Origin of the sequence: Chroococcidiopsis sp. CCNUC1 (assembly GCF_023546805.1) — a bacterium.
GTDB classification, from domain to species: Bacteria; Cyanobacteriota; Cyanobacteriia; order Cyanobacteriales; family Chroococcidiopsidaceae; genus Chroococcidiopsis; species Chroococcidiopsis thermalis.
Window position 1 is genome coordinate 3,340,102 of record NZ_CP097480.1, and the last position, 15,826, is coordinate 3,355,927.

Annotated in this window: 11 protein-coding genes and 1 pseudogene; 7 read left to right on the forward strand and 5 right to left on the reverse strand. The window is 44.9% G+C overall.

All coding sequences use genetic code 11. From position 1 onward, the window contains the following. Positions 1 to 52 precede the first annotated feature (52 nt). The 4 genes from M5J74_RS15660 to M5J74_RS15675 all read left to right on the forward strand — a co-directional run bounded on the left by M5J74_RS15660 (position 53) and on the right by M5J74_RS15675 (position 3,072). Positions 53 to 1,963 carry a transglycosylase domain-containing protein gene (locus M5J74_RS15660; RefSeq protein WP_106167286.1) on the forward strand — a complete coding sequence of 637 codons (1,911 nt, stop codon included), beginning with the start codon at positions 53 to 55 and terminating at the stop codon, positions 1,961 to 1,963. Next, on the forward strand, positions 1,960 to 2,139 hold the full coding sequence (locus M5J74_RS15665) for a hypothetical protein (protein ID WP_250012301.1): 180 nt from the start codon (positions 1,960 to 1,962) through the stop codon (positions 2,137 to 2,139). Before M5J74_RS15660 ends, M5J74_RS15665 begins: the two co-directional genes overlap by 4 nt. Before the next feature lie 63 nt (positions 2,140 to 2,202). Then, a complete protein-coding gene (locus tag M5J74_RS15670) occupies positions 2,203 to 2,901 on the forward strand; it encodes a pirin family protein (RefSeq protein WP_015155010.1) in 699 nt (232 codons plus the stop codon). Then, positions 2,902 to 3,072 carry a hypothetical protein gene (locus tag M5J74_RS15675; protein ID WP_250012303.1) on the forward strand — a complete coding sequence of 57 codons (171 nt, stop codon included), beginning with the start codon at positions 2,902 to 2,904 and terminating at the stop codon, positions 3,070 to 3,072. Between the two features lie 36 nt (positions 3,073 to 3,108). Here the strand turns inward: M5J74_RS15675 and M5J74_RS15680 are convergent, their stop codons facing one another. Continuing rightward, a complete protein-coding gene (locus tag M5J74_RS15680; RefSeq protein ID WP_015155011.1) occupies positions 3,109 to 4,476 on the reverse strand; it encodes a phosphatidylserine/phosphatidylglycerophosphate/cardiolipin synthase family protein in 1,368 nt (455 codons plus the stop codon). Between the two features lie 469 nt (positions 4,477 to 4,945). Between M5J74_RS15680 and M5J74_RS15685 the strand changes: the two genes are divergently transcribed. Beyond that, the gene (locus tag M5J74_RS15685) at positions 4,946 to 6,193 is read left to right on the forward strand and encodes a VWA domain-containing protein (protein WP_106216399.1); all 1,248 of its coding nucleotides are present in this window, start codon (positions 4,946 to 4,948) and stop codon (positions 6,191 to 6,193) included. A 109-nt stretch (positions 6,194 to 6,302) separates the two neighbouring features. On the opposite strand, the gene M5J74_RS15690 is transcribed toward M5J74_RS15685, so the two are convergent. Continuing rightward, a complete protein-coding gene (locus M5J74_RS15690) occupies positions 6,303 to 7,562 on the reverse strand; it encodes a murein transglycosylase A (protein WP_250012305.1) in 1,260 nt (419 codons plus the stop codon). Between the two features lie 302 nt (positions 7,563 to 7,864). On the opposite strand from M5J74_RS15690, the gene M5J74_RS15695 reads away from it, so the two are divergent. Continuing rightward, positions 7,865 to 8,614, forward strand: coding sequence for a hypothetical protein (locus M5J74_RS15695; protein ID WP_250012308.1), 750 nt, complete (start codon positions 7,865 to 7,867; stop codon positions 8,612 to 8,614). Positions 8,615 to 8,693: 79 nt separating this feature from the next. Here the strand turns inward: M5J74_RS15695 and M5J74_RS33475 are convergent. The 3 genes and pseudogenes from M5J74_RS33475 to mfd all read right to left on the reverse strand — a co-directional run. Continuing rightward, positions 8,694 to 8,936: pseudogene (locus tag M5J74_RS33475) on the reverse strand (sensor histidine kinase); the annotation flags it as partial. Positions 8,937 to 8,997: 61 nt separating this feature from the next. Beyond that, positions 8,998 to 9,669 carry a 2OG-Fe dioxygenase family protein gene (locus tag M5J74_RS15700; protein WP_015155016.1) on the reverse strand — a complete coding sequence of 224 codons (672 nt, stop codon included), beginning with the start codon at positions 9,667 to 9,669 and terminating at the stop codon, positions 8,998 to 9,000. Positions 9,670 to 10,193: 524 nt separating this feature from the next. Beyond that, positions 10,194 to 13,865: a transcription-repair coupling factor gene (gene mfd / locus M5J74_RS15705; RefSeq protein WP_250012310.1), complete on the reverse strand. Its 3,672-nt coding sequence runs from the start codon at positions 13,863 to 13,865 to the stop codon at positions 10,194 to 10,196. Positions 13,866 to 14,280: 415 nt separating this feature from the next. Between mfd and M5J74_RS15710 the strand changes: the two genes are divergently transcribed. After that, a complete protein-coding gene (locus M5J74_RS15710) occupies positions 14,281 to 15,609 on the forward strand; it encodes a hemolysin family protein (protein ID WP_015155018.1) in 1,329 nt (442 codons plus the stop codon). Positions 15,610 to 15,826: the final 217 nt, after the last annotated feature.

A 15,826-nucleotide genomic window follows, 5' to 3' on the forward strand; every position in this document is an offset into this window, starting at 1 on the left:
TCGCGATCGCAGACAAATCTCTTGGCTATTAAGTTGAGGAAATTAAACCGCTGTGTCTTCTAGCATTGCCCGAGAAAAACCGAGATATTCATCACCTGGCTGGAAATTTCTGAAAGAAGTCAGTCAGGTGACAGGCGGAACCCTTCTAGCAGTCATTATGTTGACTAGTGCCATTGTAGCTGGAGGGCTAGTCGGCTTAGCAATTAGCTTCCGCAACTTACCCGATGTCAGAGTTCTGCGTAACTATATTCCTTCTGAAACATCTTACTTTTATGACATAAACGGCAAAGTCCTTGCCAGCATTCACGGCGAAGCCAATCGCGAAGTCATACCTTTAAATAGAATCTCTCCAGAATTAAAACGAGCAGTCCTGGCGATCGAAGACAGTCATTTTTATTCCCATAACGGCATAAATATTAGTAGCGTCGGGCGTGCCTCAATCGTCAACTGGCAGCGCGGGGCAGTTGCAGAAGGCGGCTCGACACTGACGATGCAGCTGGTTAAAAATATTTTTCTGACGCAGCAGCGCCGATTTAGCCGCAAAGTTGCCGAAGCAGTCTTAGCCATTCGTTTAGAACAAATTCTCAGCAAAGACCAAATTTTAGAAATGTACCTCAATCAAGTGTATTGGGGACACAACACCTATGGTGTAGAAACAGCAGCCCAAAGCTATTTCGGCAAGTCAGCCGCAGATTTAAATTTGGCGGAAGCGGCGATGATGGCAGGAATCATTCAAGCACCGCAAAACTACAGCCCGTTTGTCAGCATGAAAACGGCGAAACAACGCCAAGAAACTGTGTTGAACCGAATGCGCAGTTTAGGCTGGATTACGGCAGAGGAAGACGAGAAGGCGAGAGAAACGAAAATTACCCTGGGGAAAGTTCGCTCGTTCCAACGTAGTAGTATGCCCTTCGTTACTAATACTGCGGCTCAAGAGTTAGAACGGGAATACGGACTAGAAGCCGTGCAAAAAGGCGGGCTGCGGGTGCAAACTACCGTTGATTCCAGAATGCAGCAGATTGCTGAAGAAACCGTAGCAAAATGGCATAAAACCATTCGCTCTCAGGGAGTCCGCGCCGACCAAATGGCTTTGGTGTCAGTCGATCCGCGCACTCAATTTATTAAAGCATTGGTAGGTGGGGTAGATTATCAAAAAAGCGAATTTAACCGAGCGACTCAAGCTCGCCGCCAACCAGGATCTTCTTTTAAGCCGTTTGTCTATTACACGGCATTTGCTTCAGGAAAATTTACGCCCAATAGCGTTATTAACGACACTCCGGTCAGTTACCGCATCCCTGGGGGAATTTGGACTCCGAAAAATTACGATGACTCTTTCAACGGTCCCATGCCAGTGCGGCGATCGCTCGAAGTGTCGCGTAACATCCCCGCCGTGAAGCTAGGTAGCGCTGTGGGTTTGAATAAGGTGGTCGAGACGTGCCGCATCTTAGGCATCAACAGCCCGATGGAACCAGTGCCATCTTTACCATTAGGAGCGATCGGTGTCACGCCTTTGGAAATGGCAAGCGCCTACGCGACAATTGCTAATTACGGTTGGCAGTCCAAACCAACTATTATTGCCCGCGTCACCGATAGTAGTGGTAACGTTATCCTCGATAACTCTCCCAAACCCCAACTCGTCTTAGAGCCTTGGGCAGCCGCTACCTTAACAGACGTGATGAAAGGGGTAATTACTAGCGGTACGGGAACCGCCGCTCAAATCGGTCGCCCCGCTGCAGGTAAGACGGGAACCACATCTTCAGAACGGGATATTTGGTTTGTCGGTTTCGTGCCACAATTAGCAACAGCTGTTTGGGTCGGCAACGATAACTACCAACCTGTCGGTAAGGGTGCAACAGGTGGCGTATTTGTTGCCCCGATCTGGCGATCGTTCATGTCACAAGCCTTGAAAAATACCCCAGTCGAGAATTTCCGTCCTCCTTCGCAGTTCGATCGACCTAAATGAGGAAGTTGAGGGAGACAAGGGAGACAAGGGGGACAAGGAAGCAGGGGAGCAGGGGAGCTTCAGGTGCAACTACCAACTACCAACTACCAGTCCCCTACACCCCATACCCTTTCATCACGCATCACTTTCTTTGTAGGGAAAGCCGTACATGGCGGTGGTTCTTTTTTTTTGATTAAATAGTTTAATATTAAATTAATTGATATTGAACTAAATAATTCAAACCAAGTTGGAGGAAAGATATGATTACACTCAGACAAAGCCAAGAACGCGGACATGCAAATCATGGGTGGTTAGATAGCTATCACACCTTTTCATTTGCAAACTACTACGACCCCTCTCACATGGGATTTCGATCGCTGCGCGTGATTAACGAAGATCGAGTCCAGCCAGGAAGAGGGTTTGGGACTCACGGACATCGGGACATGGAAATTCTCACCTACGTCCTTGAAGGTGCGCTCGAACATAAAGATAGTATTGGTAATGGGGAGATCGTCCGACCCGGAGAAGTACAAAGGATGAGTGCTGGAACGGGAATTATGCACAGCGAATTCAATCCTTCTGCTACCGAACCAGTTCACCTCTTGCAAATTTGGATTCTGCCCGATCGCCAAGGCTTAGAGCCGAGTTACGAACAAAAAGCCTTTTCAGTTGCAGAAAGACAAGGAAAATTGCGGTTAATTGCCGCTAAAGATGGACGCGATGGTGCTGTGACAATTCATCAAGACGTGAATTTGTATTCAGCCATATTGCAACCGCAAGATCGGGTCACTTATCAATTGCAACCAAATCGTTATGCCTGGTTGCAAGTAGCGCGGGGTGCAGTGGCGCTCAACGGTCATAGCTTGAACGCGGGAGATGGAGTAGCGATCGGTGCCGCTGAACTGTTAGAAATAAGCAGCGATCGCGACGCGGAAATATTACTTTTCGACTTGGCGTAGTTGCGGCGGGAGATAGAAGGGACAAGGGAGACAAGGGGGACAAGGGGGACAAGGGGGCGCAACTACCAACTACCAATTCCCTACACCCTTCTTTCTTTCTTCACTAGACCTCCTGCGTTGCGTACCCTTCGGGAAGGCTTCGCCAACAGAATGACATCCATGATTTTTTGATTCATGCAGGAGGTCTACTGATAACTGATAACTGATTTAACGACACACTTTTGCTTGAGGCATACTCGCTTTTCCTAATATTGCCGTGCGGTAAAGGCGATCGAATTCCCGTTCGTAGTGGGCTGCAACTGTGGGACGATCGATGATAATTAAGGTTTCATCATTAGAATAATTTGCCGCTTCCGACCAATTGTGGCTACCTGTAATGACTTGTCTGCCATCTAATATTGCCATTTTACTGTGTACGCCGCGATCGCCTGTTATTGCTTTGGGAAAACCAACTGTATTAATCGGACGATACCAAGGTTTGATATTATTAACACCCTTTTTGTGACGAGTCGGACACAGTCCCATTGCATCGTAGGCTTTAGAGTAAGATTGTCGATAAAAATCTGGATCTATTAGGATTTTAATATCTTCTACTCCTGTATCTCGTACTGTTGCTAAACCATCACTAATTTCTCGATCTGAAAATACGAAAACGGCAACATGCACGCTTTTTTTCGCATTTTTGATAGAATAAGCGATCGCACCGTTACTAGTCATGCCAATGCTTTCAGTGCGAGGGGCAGGTGAAAAGTTCAGCGTCACGTGACCCGTTCCAACTAAAATTGTTACAGGTTGTCTGCGTGGTTTATGAGATTTAAATAATCCCTGCCACATATAATTAAACTCATCTGTTAATGCTTGAGCAACTTGAGTATTATTGGGAATAATAACCATGTTGTTTGGATTACCGCGACTTGCCGGAACCTGAAAATCTCCATGCAAATCGGAAGTTGTAAAGTTACCGCTAGATATAATTGTAGTTTTATTATCTACAACTAAAAACTTGTGATGCATTAACCCACTGCCTCTAGTTTTACCATTGGCAGTATCGCTGTCGTCTTTAATTTCAATGCCATGCGATCGCAACAAAGCTAAGGCATCGATTGGATATCGTTTTAGTTCTTCGTAAGCTCGGCGATCGTGTCGCTTCATACGAGCAATTTCCGCTGAAGTATAATCTGCTAAAGTTTTATTATATTGACTATCAATTATTAGTCTGACTTTTACACCTGCTTGCTGTTTAGCAACGAGTGCTTTTGCAACCAGAGGAAGTCGAAATTCCATCACTGCTACATCTATTGACGATTGAGCTTGAGATATGGCATCGATCGCTTGTTGTTCTAAATTGTCCCCTAAACGCATAAAATGCCGATAAGGATCTTGATAAGAAGCGGCTTGATTTTGATTAAAATAAACTTGAATAGCAGAGTCTTGAGGAAGCGGTTGAGTGATTCCTAAGTGTGTTTTGGGTTTGAATATTTGAAATAAAACAAGCCCAAAAACTAGTAAAAATACAAATAAAGCTATTTTGACTGTTCGTAAATGCTGGGGGCGAGTTAAGCGTTTCTGTCTCATTCCTAAAAGTCGTATTTTCTAGGCATTTTTTGAAGTTTTGAGAAATGTGTCGTCACAAGTAACTGGAAAGCCTGACTCATGATGATACGAACTTATAATTCCCAATTTCCGAGAATTGTTATCCTCATACCATTTCTCTAAAATTATCTTCTAGACGCTCTTCTGTCGCCCCCTTTTTCAGGGGTTGAAGGAGCGAAAAACTCAGTTACCTCCTCGCCAGATCCCCACTACCCCCCTTTGGGAAAAGGGAAAACCAAAGAAAGTTGCACGTCGTGTCTTTCACTCAAATTTGGTTTTAGAAAAGCTTCTATAGCCCCCTTAAAAAGGGGAGTTGGGGGGATCTCTCCAGTCGCAGTCAAAAAGTAAAATGATAAAAATAAACAAACTTAGGGCGATCGCCATAGTAAACTTGCAACAGGACTTGCAATATAAGTATCAAAAAATATAAGTAGTAAGTCAAAGATAGATTATGAAAATAAAAACAGTTTGCGCTTCACTACTTTTAGTATTAATCCCTTTATCGCTTGCCATCAGCGGCTGCGATGCTGAAGAGAACAATTACGCAAATAATTCTGATGTAACTTCTACTACTCAGACTACAGAAATCAAGACAAACTTAATCCAACCAGATCGATCTACCGAAGATCCGTATGCAGCAGAAGCCTATTACCAGCAGCTATTGGCACAATATGGGGAAAATTATCAAGAGTGTTTAGAGCCTGTATCAGTTAATCTCGATGCGGTTACGAACTCAAATGCTTCTAAGGTAGATCCCACAGAAAAAATTACTAAAATGAAGCAGCAGAATAAAATATTTGTGTTAGACGCTTCTGATTCTATGCGAGTGTTTACAGGTGGCGGTACTACAAAATTCGACATTGCTAAAGCTGCGATCGCTCGTTTTGTCAGTACATTTCCTTCTACAACTCAAGTTGGAGTTAATCTATTTGGCGATCGTAGCGCCGATGCAACAACAGATCCAACTACTGTATGTGCTGCTAGCGAAACTATGTATTCCCTAATACAGTTGAGCAGCTTAATTTTAGCACCAGCCAACGAACCCACCTCAGAGGCTGAGTTTCAACCAATTTATAAACCAATAACGGCAAGTCTATCAAGATTAAACGATATTCTAAGCGATCGCGATGGTGCTAGCAATCAAAATATTATTTATTTAATTACTGATGGGACAGACAATTGTAATGGTGATGCTGTAGCAATTGCCAGAGAACTACACAATTCTCCGGCAGAAATTACGATAAATGTAATTGGCTTAGATGAAAACGAAACCACGCAGCAGCAGTTGCAAGCCATAGCTGAAGCTGGCGGAGGTGAGTATTTTCTAGCGCGCGATGCCAATGAATTCAATACTGCTTTTGAACGGACACAAGAGAAAATCGAAGCAGAAAAATATACAACAATTCAACTAACAGAAAATCGACCTCAACCTCCTACAAGTTCTAATCCTAACATCAATCAGATTACAGCCTGTACTACAGTTAAAATGAATCGCGAGCTAGGTCAAATTATTAGTCAGGTTAATCGTTTATCTGCACTCCAAGGAACAAATCTTAAGTACAATAATCATGTTTTAGCCCGTTTGAAAGAAAGGCAAGAGCGGATTACCGCATGGCGCGATCGCCTATTAACTAATACTGGCAATCCTCAAATAGATTTAAATTTATTTCGGCAGGAATTGGCACAGGCAACGCAATAATTTGTCATTTGTGAGTGGCTAGTGGCTAGTGGCTGGTGGCTAGTAGTAAATGGGGTGTGGGAAGTGCGGGAAGTGCGGGGAGTGTGGGGTGTAGTGGATTGTTAACTGCTCAGGAGTCAGGAGTCACTGATAACTGCTCCCTGCTCGTCCCTGCTCGTCCCTGCTCGTGCGCTCCCTTCAATAACAAATAATAAAGTTGTCCGTTACTGACCGTAACTCCAGCACGCTTTGCGGCTAGATCGCCTGTTCCCATAAAGTAATCGACTCTACCCGCTCCTTTGATGGCGCTACCCGTGTCTTGATTGAGGACGTAGCGGCTAACAGTACGCTGTTCTAGCTGTCCTTGCCGATCGAAATAAGGAATTTGAGTATGAATCAGCGCTAAAGCACCAGGCGGCGTAAGTGATTTATCTGTGGCGATCGATCGCTCGGCTGTGACTGGTACTCCCAGATATCCGTGAGGTGCAGCGTTGTTTGTGGGTTGAAAAAAGACAAATGTACGATAGCGGGGTAGATATGTATTTAATTCTGCCGGGTGTTGGCGAAAGTATTGCAATACAGCAGGTAGAGTTAACCCATCGGCGGGAAGTTTGCCATCTTTAATCAGTTCTTTGCCGATGCTGGTATAAGGAAACTCAGTTTTTCCGGCATAACCGACAGTCATGATACTACCATCTGTCAGGTGCAGGCGTGCCGAGCCTTGGATGTGAACTAGAAAAGCTTCTAGGCGATCGCGCAGCCAAACCAGTTCTCGTCCGTGCAGCCGACTTTTCGCTCCCAATAAACCGTTCTCGCCTTCTAATTCAGCTCTGGTAGGATGGGGTTCAGTCCACGAAGCAAAGTCGGGTGGGAGTCGATAAAGAGGATAGCGATATTCAGCCGTTTTAACGCGGCTAGCAGGATAGATTGGCTCGTAGTATGCAGTAAATAGTACCTCACTCTTACCATCTTGTGTCGGAAATTGATACAGTTCAAATTCTTGCTGAACGGCGGCTTGTAGTTGTTCTGGAGAGTGGGAGTTAATCACCAACTGGCGAAATCGCACTAAACTACGCCAGACGCGCTCGCGGGTAATCTCGCGTAGGGGATACTGTTGATAAGCTGCAATTGCTTGCGGCGATCGCAAATATCGCAAACTGTTATCGATCGCTTTGAGTAAAGCTTGGCGATCGCCTTTTTTACCTTGACCCCAAATCTGTTCGTCCCAACCCAAGCGATCGGATTTTTGTTGTATACTAGCAGGTACGAGCTGGACTGTGGCAGCACTAGCATGAATTGTAGAAGTGTGGGTAGAAGCGTTACCTGTAACGTCTGCCGACAGTAATTGAGCCAGGACTAAGGTAAATAGTGCTATTGTCTGTTTCATCATTTGAGCGATCGTCAATAGAATTTAATGTTATTCCGTAATTATTAACTCGATCTCAGACTAGTAAATAGTGCGATCGCATTTAAATTTTTCAGTTATTTCATCGTTGTAATTCTGCATGAATAACTCAAATATCAACATTGTAAAAAGGAGTCAGAATAACTCAGAACTTGTAAATCCATTAGTTGTAAATCCTATTCGTCTGATAGTAGCCCGTACAAGGAAGATAATGCTAAATTATCTAGCGATCGCTTATACTAAAACAGTTGTACTAACCCAAGCCTTAAGGCAGATAGAATGTAACTATGGCTGCATTTGATGTAGAGCATTCAATCGATACCAACATAAAACTATCATCAATATCTACTTCAGAAGGGGTAGAGATTCTCCGCGAACAGATGGAGTCTTTACATCGAATGGTAGAACATCTAGGAGCAGAGTTACTTCATAAGCAGCAACAAATACAAGCTCTAGAGCAAGAATTAGAACAAACAAACAAAGAATTGTGCCGCGCACTCGCCCCACACCAGCAAGAGATTACCCCAGCAAAAGATTACCAAGGTGAAGCACTCGATCGGCAAGTTTCAGTCAGCGAGTCTTTAGCTGCACCATTCAATGCTACTTCCGGTCGCGCCATCCCAGCAAAGAAACCGGAGGTAGAAGAGGCGATCGCCAACATAGCTACTCTACCGAACATGATAGCTCAGCAAATCTTAAATGATTCAAAAGAATTAAAAGCTCAATCACAGAAACTTCGCTTTCAATTCAAGGAGCTTGGATGTCAGTTTATTGCTAATCAAGCTAGTTTCATAAAATCTCAAGAGGAAGTAGCTTGGTTAATAGAATTGCCGCAGCAATTTGGAAAGAAAACGATTATATCTCAGCGTTTGGAAGCAAATCAAACGAAAACTGAAGTCAATGTAAGGCAACTTCAAGAACATGTGGAGCAAACCAAAAAATTGTTAAATAAATCCAAGGTTTATGTAAAATTGGTAAAGTCGAGATCGGCAAGTTATTCCAACTCAAAAAAATCTGCGAAAGTCGATTTAAGCTAAGCTTAAATCGACTTTCATCTAAGTAGAGAATCTGATTATTTTACCGCCCAATTTTAAGAATGCTGTTGTTTTAACTTTCTCATTTCTGCTTGAGCGCTAACAGCAAGGTGAAGTAAAAAGCACTGCCTTCGCCTAAGATGCTTTCTGCCCAGATTTGCCCTCCATGTTGGCGGATGATACTGCGACAGATGGCTAAACCTAAACCCGTGCCTCCTTTTTGACAGGAATCAGAAACATCGACTTGTTGGAATTGTCCGAAGATTGTTTCTAACTGATCTGCTGGAATGCCTCTGCCTCGATCTTTGACTTGAAATAGGACGTAGGGTGTAGGGTGTAGGGTGTGTTAAGGACGCACATCTGTGCGCCCCTATAAGTGACAACGACTACGACAGCAGACTCGGACAAGTTAATACAAACACGTCTCTCGTTCCATCGGTCTCATCATTTAGAGGTTTAACGGGAGTCGTGTAATGGAAAAATTCGCGATCGTTAAGTAGCAAAAGTTCTCCAGGGTTGAGGGTTTTATTAAACACAGGACTTTCCTTTTTAGATCTATATAAGTGCGTCTCTCCCCCTTGGACATTATTACGTCCGATAGAAAAGATCGCAATCAGATCTGTCCCATCACGGTGTATTCCCTCTGGTGCTGGATTGCCAAAATTGGTTGCCGAACAAGTTGTTCTAATTTGATGCACGCCAATTTCCCGAGAGTCAGAATACAATTTACAAGCATCATTAAAGGCAAACAGCAATCTTGTAAAATCTTCATGCACTACCAGAGCATCATCAATTTCATGGAACTCTCTTTGAATATCTCCTACTACAGGATTATATTCTTTGCTTTGAAATAAGCGACCGTGAGGTAATTTCACCACTTTTCCGTCTGTTATGCTAAAACGGGATAAACGGCGGCGGCGATAGTTACCCTTAATGTATGGATCTACTGGCAAATCTTGGAAAAAGCGCTGCAACTCTTCTAAGTTGATAAAATTTGCCTTTTGTAATGTAAATAATAAGTCGTAGCCTAATTTTTTTGAATTTAGTACTTTTTGCATAGAAAACTAATCCTTTATTTTCGCTCCCGACCGTTTCTGCTTATAGAAACAATCCATATTTATAGTATAATTTGGATTTTTAAAACTGCTGTTAACTTCATTACAAAAAGTTTCAATTTATTAACAAAATGGCAAAATTGTCTCAAAGAATACTAAATTTTCTTCGAGCCATATTTTGTAAGTAAAAATACTAAAATCGTGTTTAAATACTGCGTAAGCGTTGCTGAACGAAGTTATCGCTTGCCAAACTGAAGACTACAAATTTTTCTGTTCTACAAGCGATCGATATGTTTATACGGTAGATTACTAACCAATATGCACGTATGGCAATTTAGGTGGGGGAAATCAAAGCGTAGAGTGGGTTTTTCATCTAGCTGTTCGTATAGCAATCCTATTTGATTCATGAACGTGGAGCAGGCTTCTAGCCTGCCGCAGGCTAGAAGCCTACTTTACAAATCATTTAGAACTGCTATATATGCCAGAGTCCCGCGATAAACCCGCCCCTACAAATGACCCATTACCCATTAAACCATTACCGTTTCTGGAACTGCACCTTGCATCTTGCTCAAAGCATCAATTAAAGTTTGCAATTGTTGTTCCGTTTTGAGGACTGCTAAACCGCGCACGGTGACTTTACCAGGCGAGTAAACAAAGCGCGATCGCAAACTATCAGGTAAGTTGGCAATCATCAAATTCCAAGCTGGTTCTTCCATTGCAGTTTCTAAAACAACGTGCTGTTTACCTTCGGGTTTGATGCGACTAAATCCTAATTTTCTTGCTAGTTGTTTTAATTCCATGACGCGCAATAATTGAGTTGCACCTGTAGGAATTGCCCCGTAGCGATCGCTCCAATCTGCGGCAAGTTGGATTAACTCTTCCTTAGTTTTTGCCGCTGCTACAGCCCGATATGCACTCATCTTCTGGTCTAAATCGGTAATGTAATCTGTGGGAATAAACGCTGTCAAATTCAAATCGATTTGCGTATCTTCCACTTGCGGAATTTCCTGACCGCGAATTTCGCGCAAGGCTTCCTCTAACATTTCCATATACAGGTCGAAACCAATTGCATCCATTTGACCGGATTGTTCTACGCCTAACAAATTTCCCACACCGCGAATTTCCATATCGCGCATTGCCAAGTGATAGCCAGAACCGAGTTGGGTGAATTCTTGAATTGCCCGCAAACGCTGCCTTGCGGTATCGGATAGCGCCCGTTGTTTGGGATAAAATAACCAGGCATGAGCCTGAATTCCTGCCCGTCCGACACGCCCCCGCAACTGGTAGAGTTGGGATAAACCGAAGCGGTGAGCATCTTCAATTAGAATTGTATTCACACGCGGGATATCTAAGCCCGATTCAATAATTGTCGTGCAAACCAAAATATCGGCTTCCCCATTACTAAAGGAAAGCATTGTTGATTCTAATTGGTTTTCATCCAATTGTCCGTGTCCGACAGCAATTCTCGCCCCGCCAACAATTTCTCTTAAAGTCGCTGCTGTCTCTTCAATTCCTTCCACACGCGGAACGACATAAAAAACTTGTCCGCCGCGATCGAGTTCTTGACGAATGGCGCTACGAATTGATTCAGTATCGTAAGGTGCGAGGTGAGTTTTGATCGGTCGGCGGGAGGGAGGCGGCGTAGTAATCAGACTCATCTCCCGAATTCCCGACAATGACATATACAAGGTGCGGGGAATGGGAGTCGCAGAAAGAGTTAGCACGTCTAACTGAGTTTTCAAAGCTTTAATTTTTTCTTTCTGATTGACCCCAAATCTTTGTTCTTCGTCGATGATCAATAGTCCCAAATCGCGGAAGCTGACACCTTTACCTAGTAGTTGGTGCGTCCCGACCACAATATCTAATTCACCCGTCGCCAATCGCTTGAGTAGATCTTTTCGTTCCTCGGCACTCCGAAAGCGGTTGAGTAAGCCGACGTTTACCGGATAAGGGGCAAAGCGTTCTTTTAAAGTATGGTAATGTTGTTGCGTCAGAATGGTGGTAGGGGCAAGGAAAGCTACTTGCTTACCTGCTGTGACAGCTTTGAAAACAGCGCGAATTGCTACTTCAGTCTTACCAAAACCCACATCGCCACAGACTAAACGATCCATCGGGCGATCGCTCTCCATGTCGCGCTTGACATCTTGAGTTGCTTTGAGTTGGTCGGTTGTCGGTTGATAGGGGAAAGAATCTTCTAATTCTACCTGCCAAGGAGAATCAATTGGATAAGCATAACCCGATTGTTGCGATCGCTGAGCATATAATTGCAGCAGATCCACCGCTAGTTTTTTAATTGCTTTTCTGGCACGGTTTTTCGTGTTTGCCCACGCCTTACTCGACATTTTGTTCAGTTCTGGCGGCTTGCTGTCGGTGGCGCGAAACCTAGACAACGAACCGAGTTGATCGGCGGCGACGCGCAACAAACCATCGGCATATTGCACGACTAAATATTCTCGCGTTTCGCGATCGATCGTCAGACTTTCCAGCCGCAAAAACTTGCCGATCCCGTGATTCCGGTGAACGACAAAATCCCCCGGACGCAACTTATTCGGATCGACTTGCTTCGAGGCGGCGCGGCGGCGCTTGCGGATGTAGCTAGGGGTAGCGAGGCTGTGCTGACCGTAGAATTCGCGGTCAGTCACCACCATCAGACGAAATGTAGGCAGAATAAAACCTTCTAATTCTGCTACCCCCGAATATTTCAACGCCACAGGTGTACGCTGAAGTTGCAATTTATCGATCGCCTGAAAATCGCGAGGATTGGGGATAAATTGGGCGGGACAATCATGTTCTTGCAATAGGGAGACAGAACGGGATGGTTGAGCCGAAATCAGCCAAGTTGAAAAACCGCGATCGCGTTCTTGTCGAATTGTCTCTGCTAACTTCCCAAACGCATGAGGCGTAACGGGAATCGAACGACTGGCAAGATTGAGGGGAGTCACATAAGCAGAATTAGCTGAGGGGCTTTCTTCAACTGCTAATTCCGATAAATATAATTCCTGAAATCCTTGGGCTGTTGCTAAAGAGTCTTCAAATGTTCTGTGAACTCTTGGTAATTGGTAATTGGTAATTGGTAATTGGCGATTGTCTCCCTTGTCCTCCTTGTCCCCCTTGTCTCCCTTGTCTCCTTCTTCCCCGCTCCCGGCACCGAAGCGCTCCCTACTCCCTATCATCAACTGCCATTGTTCTTCAGAGTTCTCCACCCAGCGATCGCTATGTGCTTGACATAGTTCTAGTTCGTCAATGGTGATAATCGTATCTTTGGGTAAATAGTCAAGCAGGGATGCGGGTTGGGGGAAAGCTAAACCCAGAAAGCGGCGGCTACCTTCTGGGTCATTTCCTGCGTCGAATAGTTCTCGTTCTTCCGGGGAAAGGTAGGTTTTAACAATTTCTGTTTGTTCCTCCGTTAGTGCTGCTTTAACGATGGGAGCAAAATTGGTTGGCGTAAGCACGACTTGTGATATCTTGTCAAGTGCCGTGCCACCTACAGAACTGCGTTGAGTCGCTGGGTCGAACTCGCGAATTTGTTCGATTTCATCGCCAAACCACTCCAAACGCACGGGCAATTCAGAAGAGACGGGAAACACGTCAACGATATCGCCGCGCCTGCTCCATTGTCCTTCGGTTTCTACCGTGGGTACGCGATCGTAACCCATTGCTGCAAGGCGATCGCCAAAGTCACCCAAATCGAATTCCATCCCCTTACTAATCGTCAGACAATAGGGTTGAAACACGTCTGCTGGTGGTAAGTGGGGTTGTAAGGCTCTTTCTGTGGCGACGATCGCAATGAGGGGTGAGGAGCGAGGAGTGAGGAGTGAGGGCGACGCTTCCTTGTCCCCCTTGTCCCGCATTCCTCCCGTTTCCTCAATCAAATCTGCCAACACCTGCATCTGTCCCCAAGTCATTTCGGTTTCGGGGTCGAAGGGTTCGTAGGGCGATGCTTCTGAGGTTGGGTAAAAATGGACTCGATCCCATCCCATCGATTCGAGTTGAGCTGTCCAGCGTCCGGCTTCTTCCAGAGTGGCGCAGATAACGAGTAGGTGACGCTGTTGTGCTTGTGCTAAAGCCGAAGCCACCAATCCTTTAGGCAAGCGCGAAACGCCATTGAGAGAACAAACCTGCTGGCGATTGAGTTTAGATATGAGTTCGGTTGACAGTGGCGATCGCCCTAAGGCACGCACGATAGAAGAAAAAGCCATAAGTTATTAGCTACAGCAGACGGAAAGTTGCAACGGGATAGATGCTATTTCTCCATTCTAAAATTCTCAACCACAATAGGGGGAAGGGTAATCGGTAGTTGGTAGTTGGTAGTTGGTAGTTGGTAGTTGGTAGTTGCTCCGCGACTCTCCCTCAGCCCCCATTCTCCGAGAAGGGCTATTCTTCGAGAAGCCGCTTCGCGTCTACGCCCTACAGCTGGGCGACTCTCTCTTCCGCCTGCTCCCTAACTAAGTATAGTTACTTATACTACTCCTCCATCCAATTGAGATTCTATGAAAAATTGTTGCATCATGACCTGGAAGCGAGAAACTGGAGATGAAAAGATCTCCGATACTGGATAATAGGTAGCCAACATTCAGCACCGCTTGCCCAGAGTAGCAGCAACAATTAAAACTAATGTCCTCCATTTCTCTTGAAGTTCTGACGATTCTCCTACTGATATTTGCCAATGGCATCTTTGTGATGTCGGAACTCGCGATCGTCTCGGCAAGGAAGGTAAGGCTACAAAGTCTGGCTAACCAGGGGGATAAAAAAGCTCGTGTAGCTCTAGACCTGGCGAATGCTCCCAATCAGTTTCTAGCTAGCGTGCAAATTGGCATTACGCTACTAGCAATTTTATCTGGTGCTTTTGCAGAATCGGCTGTAGCAACTAGGCTGGCTCCACTTGTGAGTTTAGTACCTGGACTTGCGGCATACAACAGCGCGATCGCCTCTGTGAGTGCTGTTTTACTCGTTACTTATTTAACGCTAATTATTGGGGAACTCGTACCCAAACAATTAGCGCTCAATTACCCAGAAAAGATTGCAACTGTTGTTGCCATGCCGTTGCGGTTTTTGGCAAGGCTTGCTGCTCCTATAGTTTATTTGCTCAGTGCCTCAACCGATCTTGTCGTGCGGCTATTGGGGATTAGACCTTCGACAGATCCGCAAGTGACAGAAGAAGAAATTCGCGTTTTAATCGAGCAGGGTACGGAAGCGGGGACGTTTGAGGCTGCCGAACAGGATATGGTAGAACGGGTATTTCGGTTAGGCGATCGCCCCGTTAGTGCTTTGATGACACCACGTCCTGATATTGTTTGGCTTGACTTGGAGGACACCCCTGAAGAAAATCGCCAAAAAATTCTCGATAGCTGTCATTCCCGCTTTCCAGTTTGTCAGGAGGGTTTAGATAACGTTCTGGGAATTAGTCACGTTACCGATATGTTAGAGCGTTGTTTGTCCGGTCAAGCCCTCGACCTTACCGTATCGTTGCGACAACCCATATTTGTTCCCGAAAGTACTAGGGGATTAAAAATCTTAGAATTATTTAAGCAAACGGGCATTCACATGGCATTGGTGGTAGACGAATACGGCGTGATTCAAGGATTGGTGACGCTGAATGACATCATGGTGGAAATTGTCGGTGATGTCCCCAATGCAGGTGACTTAGAAGAACCAATGGCAGTGCAACGGGAAGATGGTTCTTGGTTGTTGGATGGGATGTTACCTGTAGATGAATTTTTTGAAATTTTTGATATTGAAGGAATTCCCAAAGAACATAGAGGTAGTTATCAAACTTTAGGCGGTTTTGTGATTACTCATCTCGGTCGCATTCCTGCTGCTACAGATAGTTTTGCCTGGGAATTATTGCAGTTTGAAGTGATGGATATGGATGGTAATCGAGTAGATAAAGTGTTAGTTACTCCGATGGAAGGTAGAGGGGTAAAGCCAGAGAAGGAAGAGTAGGTAGTAGGTAGTTGGTGGTTGGTAGTTGGTAATAGCTTTTATAGTAGGGTGGGCAATGCCCACCACCGATCTACGTAAACATATCACCTGCGATCGCTGACGCTTTTACTATTTTGGTCAGGATGGATCGATTAATACATGACATCGACGGGGCGGGTTTATTGAGATTGTGAGCTGTGAGGAAATATTTCTAGTGAACCCGCCCCTACAATGGATG